Raw genomic sequence first — 14,236 nt, forward strand, 5'->3', positions numbered from 1 at the left:
GTTTAAGTGGCGCCAGATTAACCGGCGCAACTTAACTCACCCTTAATGGCAGATTGACTCAGTAGCCGTGGTCCGTCAGCAATTGCTGCACGTTCGACGACGGGAAGCGATTGTAGAACTTCAACAGTTCAACGGCGCGATTGGTGAAGATACCGTCGACGCCAGCGTCCATGACTTTCTTGAAGTCCACCGGTTCATCCACTGTGTAGACGTGCACCAGCAGGCCCTTGTCGTGGGTCAGCTTGTTCATCTCAGGCTTGACCAGGTCCGTGTAGCTCTGGTCGCCGTGGTTGGTCAGCTCAGCCGATGGGCCGGTACCGATGGCACCGAGGCTCTTGGCTTCGTCGACCCATTTTTCGAATTCGGCAGCGTCTTTCGGCTCTTGCTTGGCGTAGTAAGCGGCCTTGGTCGGTTCGCCAGACTCAGCGAACGTCTGTGTGGATTTTGGCTCGATACTGCCGGCACCCACCCACAACAACAGGATTTTCGGGGTGTTGGGCATTTCTTTCTGCAATTCTTTCAAGCTGTCTTTTTCAAACGTCTGCAGCACCACGCGGCCTTTGCCCTGGCCGACGCCCGTGTTGCTCTTGCCCAGTTTGGAACCGGCGGAGCTCAGCCAGCCTTTGTCCAGCAGCTTGTTCTTCAGGTCGGCTTCGATACCCGGAAATTGCTTGGGCTCCTTGGTCTCGATGTACAGGCCGGGTTTGTGCTGCGGGTTGCCTTCGGCGATTTTGATGATGTCGTCCAGGCTCTGGATTTTCAGGCCGACGAAACCTGGGCGGGCGCGATCCGGGTAGGCAGCGTTGAACCAGCTGCCGGCGTCCAGGGTGCGCAACTCGGCCCAGGTGAATTCGTTGGCCGGGGCATCCTTGCGGTCTGGGAATTTGGTGGCCACGTCGGTGGTGCGTTGCAGGTTGTTGTCGTGCAGGGCGAACAGCACGCCGTCCTTGCTGCGCTGCAGGTCCATTTCCAGGTAGTCGGCGCCCAGGTCGCGTGCGACTTTGTAAGCGGCTGCGGTGGACTCAGGGGCGTCATAGGAAGCGCCACGGTGGGCGATGACAGCCGGGTACGGAATGCCTTCGTTTGTTGCCAATTCAGCCGGGCTGATCGGATCGGCAGCCTGTGCCTGGCCAAGGCCCAGCATCAGAGCGAGCAGCAAGGCACTCTTGGAAAACGTGACAGGCATATGCGAAGTCCTTTCGTGGAGGTAACTTTGAGAAGGTGTCCTTTTTAACAATTGATTGCGAAAGGCGCTATCACCAAACCGACATTAACGTGCGCACGAGCTGATTTTTGGGTTTTTTTGTGCGGCGTTGCAGTACTCTTGGCCCAAGCTGCCCCATTAGAGGGCAGCAATTTGTGCCACGCGTGTAAACCATCTTTCCAGTCCCAATGGGACTTTTCAGTGAGGTTTACCATGCGCATCACCTCCGAGCTTATCTGCCAGGCCGCCGACCAACTCCACGGTTTTGTCGGCCTGAATCGCAAGACCGGCCAATACATCGTGCGTTTCAGCGAAGATGCCTTCGGCATGGACGTCGCCGATGACGGCATTATCCCCACCGCCGAATTTGTCTGGCTGCCGGCTGCCGACCACACCATGATCTTGTCCCGCGAGCGTATTCAGTTGCTGTTGGACCAGAATATCGATGACCGCCTCAACATCACGGAGCCGCTGCGTGTGTATATGCGTCGGGTGGCGATCCCGCAGATCAGTGCGTTGCGCAGTCTGGTCAGTTAGTTTTCCACGTCCTTCAGCCATGTGAGGATCAAAGTGTATGCGAGCTTGTGTGGGAGCAGACAAGCCAGCTCCCACACTCAATCTTGGAATGCGTAGGCTCGCTCCACCTTGCACACCCGTGTGTGAAACGCCGAGTACCAGGTGGTGCGGCCTTGCTCGCGCACGGCGCGATGTTCAGCCTGCTGTTTCCAGGCCAGGATCGCCGCCTCGCTGCTCCAGTACGACACGGTGATCCCCAGGCCATCTTCCCGTGCCGACTCCACCCCCAGAAAACCCGGTTGCTCGTGTGCCAGTTCCAGCATGCGTGCGGCTGCTTGACCGTAGCCATGATCACCCTCGGTACGCAGGGAACTGAAAATCACCGCGTAGTAGGGTGGAGCAGGGGTGTTGGCGATCATCGCGACACTTCCAGGCAAGCCTGGAGCAACGCTTGCGCCAACGGCGGCGTAGTGCCCTTGAGTGCTGCCCGTTCCGGCTGGAACAAGGTGGCGACGAAAAACGGATGGTCCAGCAGCTCCACGGCGCGCAGATCTCCCGCGCTGTCATGGCCGCTGGGAATCAGGTCGCCTTCCAGCAGCGCGTCGGCAAACTCGGGGTTGATGCCATAGCGACAACGATAACCTTCGTGGATCTCCAGGGTGCCATAGGCTTCGGCGATGCGAGTGTAGGGCGCCAGGCGCACGGTGTCGGTCGCCTCCACCAAGGCACAGCTCAGGGGGGCGATGACGGCGCGTTGGGCATCGGGTGCCAGTTCACCATGTTCGGCATCTGCCCAGCCCAGTACATTGCGGGCATATTCCAGCACGGCGTGTTGAAAGCCGCCGCAGGTGCCGAGGAAAGGGCGTTTTTGCTCGCGGGCAAAGCGAATCGCCCGCAGTGCGCCGTCGGCGTCGCGGTAGGGGCTGGCGGGTACGCACCAGAAGCCGTCGAAGGCGTGCAGGTCTGTGTCGGGTGTGAGCGAGTCCGTATCGAGCCATTGCACATTAATGTTCAGGTTCAAGGCTTCGGCCGCCTGTTGCAGTGCTAGCGGAATGGCCTGGTGGGCAATCACGTCGGGGTTGTAATCGCCGATCAAGGCGAGGTGCAGGGTAGAAGTTTTCATCGTGTATGGCCCATGGCTTGTGGTGTCCTGGGGGGCACTATAGATTGGCGTTCACGCAATCAATATTGGCGTTTACCCATATGCTCAATGCGCCTGCGCACTATTCAATCGACTATCCCGATCTGTCGCTGATCCTCGCTCTGGTACGCGGTGGCACTCTCGCGCGGGCGGCAGCATTGCTGCGGGTGGATGTGTCCACGGTGTTCCGCGCCGTGCGGCGTTTGGAGGCCGCCTTGGGCCAGACGTTGTTCGAGAAAAGCCGCAGCGGTTACTTGCCGACCAGTCTGGCAAGCAACCTCGCACAACAGGCTGAACGTGCCGAACAAGCCCTGGAGGCTGCGCGCATCGGCGTGGAACAAGGCGGTGAAGTGATCAGTGGCACCGTGCGCCTGACCTGTACCGATTCGGTGTTGCAAGGTTTGTTGTTGCCGGCTCTGGCGCAATTCATGCCCGAATACCCGGCGCTGACCCTGGAGTTAAGCACCTCCAATGATTTCGCCAACCTCAGCCGGCGTGACGCGGATATCGCCCTGCGCCTGACCCGCACACCGCCGGAGCATCTGGTCGGACGCTGCCTGGGCACGGTCGTCTATCAGGTGTGCGCCAGCACCGGTTACGCGCGCCAGCACGAAGGCCGTGAATTGGCCGACCTGGCCTGGATCGCGCCGGATGACTTCCTGCCCGATCACGCCACCGTGGCCTGGCGCCGCGAACAGTTGCCGGGGGTGCGCCCCAGTTATCGTTGCAACAGCATGTTGTCGGTTGCCGAACTGGTGCGCGCCGGGTTGGGGGTTGCGGCGCTGCCGGATTTTCTATTGGAAGATGGCCTGCAACCTATCGGCCCCGTATTGGCGGGACGTGACACGGCGCTGTGGCTGCTGACACGCCCGGATTGCCGGGCGCTGCGTTCAGTGGTGACGTTGTTTGATGAGTTGGGGCGGCATGTACGCTGGCCGCGGCGTTAGGTTTTTCGCACAAACTGCTCATGCATTTCGCTCGTCAGGGTTTCGATACGCTCGGTCAGTTGCTTGGTCATTTCCGTCAGCCGGGTGTTTTGTTCCAGCAGTTCCAGCAGCTGTTTGGTGGTCTGCGCGGCCTGGGCTTGGCGTTCGGTGTTGGCAATGGCCAAGGCTTCGCGGTGTTGTGCGTCGGCGTCGGACTGGGCTTTGTCCCGTGCAGCCTGGCGCGTCTGGGCCAGCAGGATCAGCGGTGCGGCATAGGCTGACTGCAGGCTGAAGGCCAGGTTGAGCAGGATGAACGGGTACACGTCGAAGTGGGTGACGCCGGTCATGTTCAGCACCACCCACAACACCACGATTGCAGTTTGCGCACCGAGAAAGGTCGGCGTGCCAAAGAACCGCGCAAAGGCTTCGGCCTTGAGGGCGAAGGTGTCGTTGCCGAAGGTGGGTGCCAGGTGGGCGTGGCCTCGGTGGAAGCGCAGGTGATCGACGGGGGCGTCTTCTGGTTTGTCTGGGGTCATGGCAGGCTCGAATCCTTAGCGTGAAGACAGTCAGCACTATAGACCGAGCCCCCGACCAGGCACATGAAGAACGGGTCAGTTGTGACCGCGCTCATTGGCGAATGCACTCACGGCCTGCACCGCTTCACCGGTGCCCTCGCGGATCTGCAGGATCACCGTACCGGCCTGGTTGGCCAGTTCCACGCCCAGAGCGGCACGGTCGCGGGTGGCGTCCATGCTGTCGATGGCTTGGCGGGTTTCTTCCTGAATCATGGCGATCATGCTGGAGATCTCTGCCGTTGAGCCGCTGGTGCGTGCTGCCAGTTGTCGCACTTCATCGGCCACCACGGCGAAACCCCGGCCTTGCTCACCGGCGCGCGCGGCTTCGATGGCGGCGTTGAGGGCCAGCAGGTTGGTCTGATCGGCGATGCCGCGAATGGTGTTGACGATGGCGGTGATCTGTTGCGAACGCTCGCCGAGCTTGGCGATCAGTTGCGAGGAGGCATCAATGTCCACGGCAATTTCACGCATGCCCGTGGCGGTTTTCTGAATCACCTCGGCACCTTTTTCCGCCATGTCCTGGGTGTTCAGGGACAGGTGATAGGCCTGTGCCGCGCTTTGCGCATCGGCAGCATGTTGTTCTACGCGGGCTGTCACGTCCGAGGCGAACTTGACCACTTTGCACAAGCGCCCGCTGGCGTCATACACCGGGTTGTAGTTGGCTTCCAGCCACAGGGTCTGGCCGTGTTTATCGATGCGTTCGAACAGACCGTTGAACAGTTCGCCCTGGTTCAAACGTTTCCAGAACTCGCTGTATGCCGTGCTGTTGGCCAACTCCGGTTTGCAGAACAGGCGGTGATGCTTGCCCTGGATTTGCGCCAGGCTGTAGCCCATGCGCTGCAGGAAATTCGCATTGGCGGTGATGATGGTGCCGTCGAGGTTGAACTCAATCATCGCCATGGCGCGATCGATGGCTTCCAGCTTGGCGTTGGCTTCGCTCTCGGCTTGCAGGCGCGGGGTGACGTCCATGGCGTACTTCACCACTTTGATCACGGTGCCAGTTTCATCGCACACCGGGTTGTAACTGGCCTCCAGCCACACCGACTGCCCGCTGCCGCTCACCCGTTCAAAGGTGCCGGACTTGAATTGGCCGTTGCGCAGTTGCGTCCACAGCTGATGGTATTCGGCGCTGCGGGCAAACGCCGGTGTGCAGAACATCCGATGGGGCTGGCCCAGGACCTGTTCGGCGCGGTAGCCCATGGTTTTGAGGAAGTTATCGTTGACCCGCAGTACGTTGCCTTGCAGGTCGAATTCGATGACTGCCATGGAACGCTCGATGGCGTCCAGCAGGCTGGTTTGCTGGGCATTGGTGTGTTGCAGGGTACTGATGGCTTTTTTATGGGCGTTGAATAGCATGTTGGGGGGCTCGGGCAAGCATGCGTATGAGGTATCCATGTATATGCGCCTGACCCCGTAGGGCACAGAGCCTTACGGTTGACTTGCTCATTGCCAGCTTCCTGGTGCTGACAGAGGGGGTGGAACAACGGTTTCAGAGTCGTCAGCGTGCCAAGAAGTTCGCCCCGGGAGCAGGACCATTATTGGGCAGCCGACCAGTGGCGGCATTATGCTATTGCGGCAGTGGGGCGGCAGAAGATTCAGACGAGTAGTTGTAGGACAAATCAGGCGGAATGAGCGATCACGTAATCGCTGACCTTGACCTTGTTGCGTCCGGTGTCCTTGGCCGCGTACAGCGCACGGTCTGCGGCGTTGAGCCACATCACGGCATCGCTGAAGACGGGTTGGAAGTCCGCCAGGCCGATGCTTAGGCTCACGCGTAATTCGGGGATCTGCGGGTTGCGATAGTTACTGAAGGTTTCGCGCAATCGCTCCATCACCAGCGCTGCTTCTTGTAGGGGCATTTGCGGAAGGATCACACAGAACTCATCGCCGCCGTAACGTCCTGCCAGGTCGTTTTCCCGCAGGTGCTGGCGCAATAGCTGGCTCAGTTGGTGTAGCACCGCGTCACCGACGATATGCCCGTGGGTGTCGTTGATTTGCTTGAAGTGATCGATATCGATCAGTGCGATGGTGGCTTGGCCTTGTTGCTGCTGGCACTTATGGAACTTGAGGTTGAGCAGGTCTTTCCACGACCCATGGTTGAGCAGGCCGGTCAGGCTGTCGATGCGGCTCAGGGCGCTGAGGGTGCGTTTGTGCTCGGACAGTTTGATCGCCAACTGGTAGCAGACCATGCCGATGGCCATCGGGTAGAGGGTCAGCATCGGCAGGCAGGTGTAAACCTGGACGGGGCTGACGTACGGGTTGAACGTGATCCCAAACAACCACCACGCCACGGCGATACCGCCTGCTTGCGCCACCAGCCCACGCAGGAACAAGCGCTTGCCACCCGCGGCGACGTTGTTCATGGTCATCATCGACAGAATGGTCACGGCCGTCAGTGGCGTGAATTGGGTGGCTGCAGCCCAGAAGCCACCGAGCAGCGAGTCATAGAGCAGGTTGCGTTGTTCGGCCTGATAGGGAAAAGGCGAGCGGGTTGAAAGCAGGTACGCCACATGCGCCCAGGCATAACCGTTGAACAACAGCAAAGCCCAAACCCAGCCGGGCATCGATAAGGGGGACAACCCACCCATTACGCTGATGCAGCCGATACCCAGGCCGATGATCCTTGGCTTGTAGATACGCCTGGCAAATGAAAGCCCTTTGCCTCGTCTGTTTTCCATAGTGTCCTGGGTCAACTCTTTTTTGCAGGTACGGCAGTAAGCGTCAGCGGGTAGAACCGTTGATCGGATAATGGGTGTGAATATTGTCAGTTATTCGCGTGGGAATAATCAGTGTCCTTCCAGGCCATTTGTGCAAGGGGGCGGGCGAATACGCTAAAAGCGACCTGGAATGTCGTTCCCGCAACAGGTTCAGTGCTGGTGAGGGGCGTGGATTTCGTAACCTGCCAGGAACAAGTCAATGGCAGATTCGATAACACCGGCCTGGGCGGCAGCGTCGAGGATAGGTTGGCCGAGGGTGATCTGCGGCCAGAATGCAAAGGCCTTGAGCAGGCTCTGGATCTGGTGGGCCGCGAAAGCCGGGTCGGTGCAGGACAGACGACCATCGTCCCGGGCTGCGCGCACCCACTGGGTAAAGCCTTCTTCGCGTTCGCTAAGACGGTTGACCATGTCCTGCGCACGTTCCGGGGAGTGGATGGTGGCTGCAATGGCGACACGGGCCAGGTCGAGGAAGTTGGCGTCCGACATCATCCTCATCTTGGCTTCCAGCAGCCCGCGCAATTGATCGCGCAAGGGGCGGTCGCTGGCGTAGCTCACATCGAGTTGGGCAACGGTGCTGGCCCAGAGTTGGTGGAGGATTTCTGCGAACAACTCTTCCTTGCTGGGGAAATGGTTGTACACCGTGCGCTTGGAAACACCGGCGGTGGCGGCGATCTTGTCCATGCTGGTGACCTCAAAGCCATTTGCCCGGAATTCGGTGATGGCAGCCGCTACGATGGCTTCGCGTTTGCGGTCGGTGAGGCGCTGAGGGGCAGTCATGGATGGCATTCGGCTCTGAAAGGAAAATTACACTCGGTAGTTTACTTGTTCCGGGTTTTGTTGCAATGTAGAAACTACACTGTGCAGTGTAATTAGTGAGCGGACCCCAGGAGTCACTCTGCAATGGCCACGATTTCAACCCGACTCGACCCGGCGCCAGCGGCGCTCAAGCCTGCCGAGCAGGACCAAGGACACTTCAGCAACGACGCCCCTGTCCAACAGGGTGGGTTTGGCAAGACGTTGCGTATCTTCTGGAACATGCTGTTCAACAAACCGCGCAGTACACGCCCTGTAGGAGCGATCCCGGTGCAGCCGCTGACCCGCGAGCAACTGTTGGCCGCCCCAGACCACAGTGTATTTCGCCTGGGGCATTCCACCGTACTGCTGAAAATGCGCGGTAAATTCTGGGTGACCGACCCGGTGTTTGCCGAGCGGGCCTCACCGTTCAGTTGGGCCGGCCCCAAGCGTTTCCACCAGCCTCCTATCAGCCTCGAAGAGCTGCCGCCCTTGGAAGCGGTGATTCTTTCCCACAATCACTACGACCATTTGGACCATAAGGCGGTCGTGCAACTGGCTGACAAGACGCGATACTTCCTGGCGCCACTGGGCGTAGGGGACATCCTGATCAAATGGGGCGTAGACGCCAGCAAAGTCCGTCAGCTGGATTGGTGGCAGGGCACCGAGGTGGATGGCATTCGTTTTGTTGCAACGCCTGCGCAACACTTTTCCGGGCGTGGTCTGTTCGATGCCAACCAGACGCTGTGGTGCTCCTGGGTCATGATTGATGGTGTGCGGCGAATCTTTTTCAGCGGTGACACCGGCTATTTCGAAGGCTTCAAGCGTATCGGCGAGCAGTACGGTCCGTTCGACCTGACGCTGATGGAAACCGGTGCCTACAACGTCGACTGGCCTCATGTGCACATGCAGCCGGAGCAAACCCTGCAAGCGCACATCGATCTCAAGGGCCGCTGGCTGCTACCCATCCATAATGGCACTTTTGATCTGGCATTCCATGCCTGGCACGAACCGTTCGACCGCATCATGGCCCTGGCCTGGGAGCGCAACGTGTCGATCACTACGCCAGCGATGGGACAGGCGTTCAACTTGAACCAGCCCGAGCGTGGACACGCGTGGTGGTTGGAGGTGGAAACCCAAGGTGCTGAAGAGCCGCTGGTAAGTTGACCTCGTAGGCATCGGAAAAAGGAGTTTTCAGGGTGTTTCAGCACTGCGACAGAGGCAGGAAGAGGGTGCGATGATCCCCGGAACATAATTGTTCGGAGGGCGCTCTGATGGAAGACAAGTGTAGGAAAATTTGGTCGCAGGGGATGCCTTGCCGGCCGGGTCAGCTGTTGCCATCGTCCGCAGAACCCTGTGCATTGCCCCCGACATCACTCAGCCCTCCCACCGATAGCGTGAGCCCACGCGGTATTGCCTTCGACGTTGATACCCACCCTCACGGACAGCCAGGAGGCGGCTTGCTCATTCCTGGGTACAACGCGCCGGGGGTTCCCATCAAGCCCCTGCGTGACCCTTCGTTATCACTGATTGCCTTGAGTGGGGTCGAGCCCGAGGGGCCAGTGATGGTCGAGGTGCCCCTGGTGCAGAACAACAGCTCGTTCACTACTGTCCAGTCGTTGCCAGGGTGGCGTGTCGGCTTCGCCAATTGGTATGTCCGTGGTGGCGACCATGAACCGATTGAACACAGCGCAGCGTTCATGCACGCCCTGAAAGTCCTGCGCAGGGTGGGCGTGCAACTGGTGCCGGTGGCCGCACAACGCACGGATGACGCGGTTCAATTTTCCTTGCACACCCGTAATGAAATCGACGACCACGCGTTGGCGTATCGTCTCGATGCACTGGTGTCTGACAGCCACAGCACGGCTTTTCATGCCGCTTGCTGGAGTGGCTATCCACGCCTGGAAGAGCCGCTCGAAGGGGGCGGCAGGCTATATTTCTACGGCTCGCGCTGGTCGCGGGATTCGCTGAGGGCATTGGTACAGGGCTACAGGAATAACGTTGCTTGCCTCGCTGCCGGCGCAGGGAAAACTACCTTTAGCGTTGAATAGTCTTACGCTTTGAACGGGCTGGAGCTTGCTGCTGGGAAGGAGGGGCGGTTTTTAGAATGGCGTATGGATCAACGCTGATTCGTCGTCATTTCTTACCCTTCCCAGGAGGTGTTTCATGTTTGGAATTGGTCATGGTGCAAGTGTGTTTGTTAATTACGTTGCGTCGGTTGTATCAGCGCAAATTCCGAGGGCAGCTTCGAACGCTGTTCCGGCTGGAGTGGAGTACGCCACAGTCCAGCAACTGGGCGAGCAAATGGCCAGGCCAGGGGGCTTCTCCTCAGCGGATCTGGTCAGTTACCTGCAGGCGCGCATCCGCACGTTGGACCCCGCGTTGAATTCGGTGATTGAGCTCAACCCCAAGGCTCTGGAAGCGGCCCGCGAGCTGGATCGCGAGCGCGCCAGCGGCAAAGTACGGGGGCCGCTGCATGGCATTCCCATTTTGGTCAAGGACATCGTGGAAGTCGAAGGCATGCAAGCCAGTGCAGGGGCATTCGGTCTGGTTGGGACTCCCGCCAGCAAGAACGCCCCCATCATCCAACGCTTGATCGACCAGGGTGCGGTGGTTCTGGGGACCACCAACCTGACTGAAATGGCCGGCTTTCGTGGCGGCCCCGATGGCTATAGCAGCCGAGGCGGGCAAACCCGCAACCCCCATGATTCGAATGCGGATGTCGGAGGTTCGAGCTCCGGTTCGGCCGCGGCAGTCGCAGCAGGGCTGGCGCCCTTGGCTGTGGGGACAGAGACCAACGGATCAATCATCGTGCCAGCGGCATTCAATGGTGTGGTCGGGCTCAAGCCTAGTGTTGGTTTATTGAATCGCGATGGCATCATCCCCGCCAGCCAGAGGCAAGACACTCCCGGTCCGATGGCCCGTACGGTATTTGATGCCGCGCTGATGCTCAACGCCATGGCAGGCAACGACCCTCAGGCGCCTACCAGTGCAGGAGCTGTGGATTACACCAAATTGTTGGTGCCAGGGGCCTTGAAGGGCAAGCGTATCGGTTACCCCACGAGCTTTTCCAAGGATGGTGAAACCCTACCGGTCGATAACAGCGAGCAGTTCAACAAGACACTGGAGGTACTGCGCAAGCAAGGCGCGGTTCTGGTTCCATTCAACATGCGTCTGGCAGACGCTTCACGCTACGACGAATTGCTGCTTTCCGATGTGAAGGAAGAACTGAATGGCTATTTGAGCAATCGCCAAGGATTGCCGGTCAAGTCGATTAAAGAACTGATCGAATTCAACGAAAAGCGTGATGGGACGGAAACGGAACATCAACCGGTCCTCAAGGACATCGACGCTTCCACCCTCACGGCTGAACAAAGCCAAACGCAATGGGACGAGCTTATCCGGGATTTTCGCGGTACGGTCGACGACCCCATCAAAGAGCATAAGCTGGACGCCATCGTGTCGGATTTCGACACCAACAGTTACTTTGGCGTTGCCGCCGCCGGCTACCCGGGGATCACGGTGCCGTCCGGAGCGACCGAGGGCGGCCTGCCGACCAGCGCCTACTTTTTTGGCTCGGGTGGCTCTGAAGCTCAACTGCTGGCTGTGGCGTATGGCTATGAGCAGGGTGCCCAGGCCGTCATCAAGCCCAAGCTTTCAACACCTCATGCACTCGCCAATCCATAGCGTGCAGCGGGTTCGGCAGTTGCTGTGTCGTATTGGCGCACACTCATTCCCCACCCTGGCGCAAACCCCGGGAAAAACACCAGCCCTTCGGCCTCCAGTCGGAAGGCCAGGGCCAGTCGGGTGTCATCACCCGCGTCGCCCTGGTTTTCAAACTGTTGAAGCGCTTGCACTGTCACACCCGCCAGGCGAGCCAGTTTTTCCTGGCTCCAGCCCAGCATGGCACGGGCTTGCACGCTGTGTTGGGTGGTGAATTGGTGCAGTACGATCTGCTGTTCTACGAAAGAGCTCAGTGCCAAAGAGGACATGGGGTTTCTCCAGAATTTGACGGTGAAGGCAAACTATACTGGTTTTTTGTACAGTTGTTTATGCCGTTCATCGACTGGATACCTATACAGCCCCTATTCCAATCCGGACGCCTCCCTGATGATCAGATGATCCAAGTTCTCGATATTCGCGCTGAACACCCCGAACGTCTGCTCGGGGTTCTTCTTGCTGGGCACCTGTTTCAGCGCCGGTGTCACCCCGTAGAAGAAGCAATACAACGCTCGCTCACTGTCCACTGCCGCCTTGATCTGCTCTAGAAACGCCTTGCGCTTGCGGTAGTTCTCGATGAGCTTTTTACTCAGGTACACATTGACCGAGTAAGGCTTTTTGTCGAGCCATACTTTCTTTTCGAAGTCGATGCGAAAGCTGTTGGTGTAGTCCTTGATCTCTTTGATTTTGCCCCAGTAAATCAGGCCCTTGTTGTCTTGCAGGTATTCGATTTTCTTGAAAAACGTCCAATAGGTCGCCGTGTGCTCGCCGATTTTCAAAGGCATGGACTTGAGTTTGTCCTTGTCGTCGATATTCGACACGTAGCATTCCACTGGGTGGGCGAATACGCTGGTTTTGTCCGGGGTTGTGTCGCTTGCGCTGTAAGAGGAGCTGGCCCCAGTTGAGGGGGCCTTCGTTGGATCGTGAGGGACACTTCCGTCAATGCCCACCAGCGGTTTTTTACGTTCGTACTGACGCCGCGTCAGTACAAATTCCGACGGGAAGTTTTCCTCCCGCTCATCGTCATTTTCTCCTGTCGACGCCTTGTGGGTGCTGGCATAGCGGCAGCCCTCGATATGCCGGGTACTGGTTTTGTTTTTGAAGTGTGGCGTGCGCTGATAGTTGACGTTTTTCGCGTTGAAAGTGCTCAGCGAATTACCCGTATCGAATGCTCGACGGCATTCGTCGTTAGGGCACAGGAAGCTGTCCTTGTCGGAATCGAAGCCGGTGGTCTCGTCGAAATTCAGGTCTCGTACGTCGTAGATCGACAGCTTGTCGTCGAGACTCAGGCTGTAGGCCGTGTCGAATTTCATGGGGCTCGGGTCCGTGAGAAGTTTGGCTATTAATAGTCGGATCTTACGCAAATATCAGCAAGAACCTGTAACCCGCCGCCCACTCAAGAAGCACAAGCTGCCACCGATGGCTGTCAGTGCGCCGAGGGCGTAGAACATGCTGGTTGGTGCTGCATTGATCAGCAGATACCCACAGATTACCGGGCTCATCGCTCCGCCAAACGCTGCCAGGTTCTGCGCGCCGTAGTAACTGCCGCGTAGCGCATCGGGGGCGATGGTGTCGATAAACAGGAATTCCGACGGGTAGATGATCATCTCGCCCAGGGTGAGTACGAACATCGCCAGGCACCAAGTGAGCAGGCTGTCTGCCAGGCTGAAGCCGATCAAGCCGCAGATAAACAGCAAGCTGCCCAGCACAATCCAGTAGCGCAGTTGCTCACGCTTTAGAAAACGGCCGATCTGGTACTGCATCAGGATCACCGTGATGGCATTGCACGCCAGCACGGCAGACAGAATTTTCAGTGCTTCGGCGGGCTTGTAGGCCACCAGCAAAAACTGCGACAGATAAAGCGTATAACGCCCGTGGACAATGGTGCTCAACAGACTACCGCTGGTGAACAGGATCAGCGTGCGATCGCTGCGCAAAGTGCGCAGCGTAGTGATAAAGCTCAAGGGCTTGTTGCTGTCATCCCGTTGGGTTGGCGGGATGCCGATCATCAGGAACAGACTGCCGAACGCAATGGCACTGGCAATCAGGAACGGTGCCAGCTGCATGTGACCGGCAATCACCACACCGAGCATCGGGCCGGTGGCGTAGCCAACGTTGGTCAGGGTGTAGCGCAGGGAAAACACCTTGGCGCGGTCACCCACCGGCAGGTTTTCGCTGATGATGGCCTTGGAGCCGATCAGGAACAGTGCCGACGCGGCTTCGGTGATCACTAGGGTCAAGGTGGTGAGGTAGAGATTGCTGGCAAACGTCAGCAACAGAAAACCGATGGAGCTGGAGAGCATGGCCAGGATCAACAGCTTGCGCTTTTCCAGGCGGTCGATGATGTAACCGCCGTACAGGCCCAGCAACGTGGCGATAAACACGGCGATACCCATCAGCAAGCCGATGTCCTGCTGGTTGAGGCCCAAGCGCGTGCTGAGCAGCAAGGCCAGCAAAGGGCTGGTCATGGCGCGGCTGACCACGATGGTCACCGAGCAGATCATCAGGCGGCGGATTACCAGGGAGTAGGTGGCCACGGTGGGGCAGATGTCCTTGTTATTACTCTTGAACGACGAAAGTCCAGTGTGGGAGGGGGCTTGCCCCCGATGGCGGTGATTCAGTCACCAGATGCTTGGCTGATACAC

The 14,236-nt window shown here is 58.6% G+C and carries 15 protein-coding genes and 1 pseudogene; 5 read left to right on the forward strand and 11 right to left on the reverse strand.

Translation table 11 applies throughout. The features are described 5' to 3' along the window. Positions 1-58 precede the first annotated feature (58 nt). A complete protein-coding gene (locus ACRESD_RS15205) occupies positions 59-1,186 on the reverse strand; it encodes a glycerophosphodiester phosphodiesterase (protein WP_431751671.1) in 1,128 nt (375 codons plus the stop codon). Positions 1,187-1,417: 231 nt separating this feature from the next. Between ACRESD_RS15205 and ACRESD_RS15210 the strand changes: the two genes are divergently transcribed. Continuing rightward, complete coding sequence (locus ACRESD_RS15210; RefSeq protein ID WP_431751672.1) at positions 1,418-1,741, forward strand: DUF2025 family protein; 324 nt, start codon at positions 1,418-1,420, stop codon at positions 1,739-1,741. A 77-nt stretch (positions 1,742-1,818) separates the two neighbouring features. On the opposite strand, the gene ACRESD_RS15215 is transcribed toward ACRESD_RS15210, so the two are convergent. Both ACRESD_RS15215 and ACRESD_RS15220 read right to left on the reverse strand, forming a co-directional pair. Further along, positions 1,819-2,139, reverse strand: coding sequence for an antibiotic biosynthesis monooxygenase family protein (locus tag ACRESD_RS15215; protein WP_431751673.1), 321 nt, complete (start codon positions 2,137-2,139; stop codon positions 1,819-1,821). Next, complete coding sequence (locus ACRESD_RS15220) at positions 2,136-2,843, reverse strand: CTP synthase C-terminal region-related (seleno)protein (RefSeq protein WP_431751674.1); 708 nt, start codon at positions 2,841-2,843, stop codon at positions 2,136-2,138. Before ACRESD_RS15220 ends, ACRESD_RS15215 begins: the two co-directional genes overlap by 4 nt. Positions 2,844-2,923: 80 nt before the next feature. On the opposite strand from ACRESD_RS15220, the gene ACRESD_RS15225 reads away from it, so the two are divergent. Then, on the forward strand, positions 2,924-3,808 hold the full coding sequence (locus ACRESD_RS15225; protein ID WP_431751684.1) for a LysR family transcriptional regulator: 885 nt from the start codon (positions 2,924-2,926) through the stop codon (positions 3,806-3,808). Here the strand turns inward: ACRESD_RS15225 and ACRESD_RS15230 are convergent. The 5 genes and pseudogenes from ACRESD_RS15230 to ACRESD_RS15250 form a co-directional block, all read right to left on the reverse strand. Further along, the gene (locus ACRESD_RS15230) at positions 3,805-4,323 is read right to left on the reverse strand and encodes a DUF1003 domain-containing protein (protein WP_431751675.1); all 519 of its coding nucleotides are present in this window, start codon (positions 4,321-4,323) and stop codon (positions 3,805-3,807) included. The two genes, ACRESD_RS15225 and ACRESD_RS15230, sit on opposite strands and share 4 nt — an antisense overlap. 75 nt (positions 4,324-4,398) lie before the next feature. After that, the gene (locus ACRESD_RS15235) at positions 4,399-4,878 is read right to left on the reverse strand and encodes a methyl-accepting chemotaxis protein (protein WP_431751685.1); all 480 of its coding nucleotides are present in this window, start codon (positions 4,876-4,878) and stop codon (positions 4,399-4,401) included. Between the two features lie 69 nt (positions 4,879-4,947). After that, positions 4,948-5,757: pseudogene (locus tag ACRESD_RS15240) on the reverse strand (PAS domain-containing protein); the annotation flags it as partial. Between the two features lie 224 nt (positions 5,758-5,981). Further along, complete coding sequence (locus ACRESD_RS15245) at positions 5,982-7,040, reverse strand: diguanylate cyclase (protein ID WP_431751676.1); 1,059 nt, start codon at positions 7,038-7,040, stop codon at positions 5,982-5,984. A gap of 189 nt (positions 7,041-7,229) precedes the next feature. Next, positions 7,230-7,856, reverse strand: coding sequence for a TetR/AcrR family transcriptional regulator (locus ACRESD_RS15250; protein ID WP_431751677.1), 627 nt, complete (start codon positions 7,854-7,856; stop codon positions 7,230-7,232). A gap of 123 nt (positions 7,857-7,979) precedes the next feature. Between ACRESD_RS15250 and ACRESD_RS15255 the strand changes: the two genes are divergently transcribed. From ACRESD_RS15255 to ACRESD_RS15265, 3 genes are all read left to right on the forward strand, one after another. Next, entirely contained in the window at positions 7,980-9,038 is a 1,059-nt protein-coding gene (locus ACRESD_RS15255; RefSeq protein ID WP_431751678.1) for an MBL fold metallo-hydrolase, read from the forward strand. A 293-nt stretch (positions 9,039-9,331) separates the two neighbouring features. Beyond that, on the forward strand, positions 9,332-9,922 hold the full coding sequence (locus ACRESD_RS15260) for a hypothetical protein (protein WP_431751679.1): 591 nt from the start codon (positions 9,332-9,334) through the stop codon (positions 9,920-9,922). Positions 9,923-10,037: 115 nt separating this feature from the next. Then, a complete protein-coding gene (locus ACRESD_RS15265) occupies positions 10,038-11,558 on the forward strand; it encodes an amidase family protein (protein WP_431751680.1) in 1,521 nt (506 codons plus the stop codon). Here ACRESD_RS15265 and ACRESD_RS15270 read toward each other — a convergent pair. The 3 genes from ACRESD_RS15270 to ACRESD_RS15280 form a co-directional block, all read right to left on the reverse strand. Then, a complete protein-coding gene (locus tag ACRESD_RS15270; protein WP_431751681.1) occupies positions 11,537-11,863 on the reverse strand; it encodes a helix-turn-helix transcriptional regulator in 327 nt (108 codons plus the stop codon). The genes ACRESD_RS15265 and ACRESD_RS15270 overlap by 22 nt on opposite strands. Positions 11,864-11,956: 93 nt before the next feature. Further along, on the reverse strand, positions 11,957-12,904 hold the full coding sequence (locus tag ACRESD_RS15275) for a hypothetical protein (protein ID WP_431751682.1): 948 nt from the start codon (positions 12,902-12,904) through the stop codon (positions 11,957-11,959). A gap of 54 nt (positions 12,905-12,958) precedes the next feature. Then, entirely contained in the window at positions 12,959-14,128 is a 1,170-nt protein-coding gene (locus tag ACRESD_RS15280; RefSeq protein WP_431751683.1) for an MFS transporter, read from the reverse strand. Between the last annotated feature and the right edge of the window lie 108 nt (positions 14,129-14,236).

This window comes from Pseudomonas sp., assembly GCF_050739995.1.
Classification (GTDB): Bacteria; Pseudomonadota; Gammaproteobacteria; order Pseudomonadales; family Pseudomonadaceae; genus Aquipseudomonas.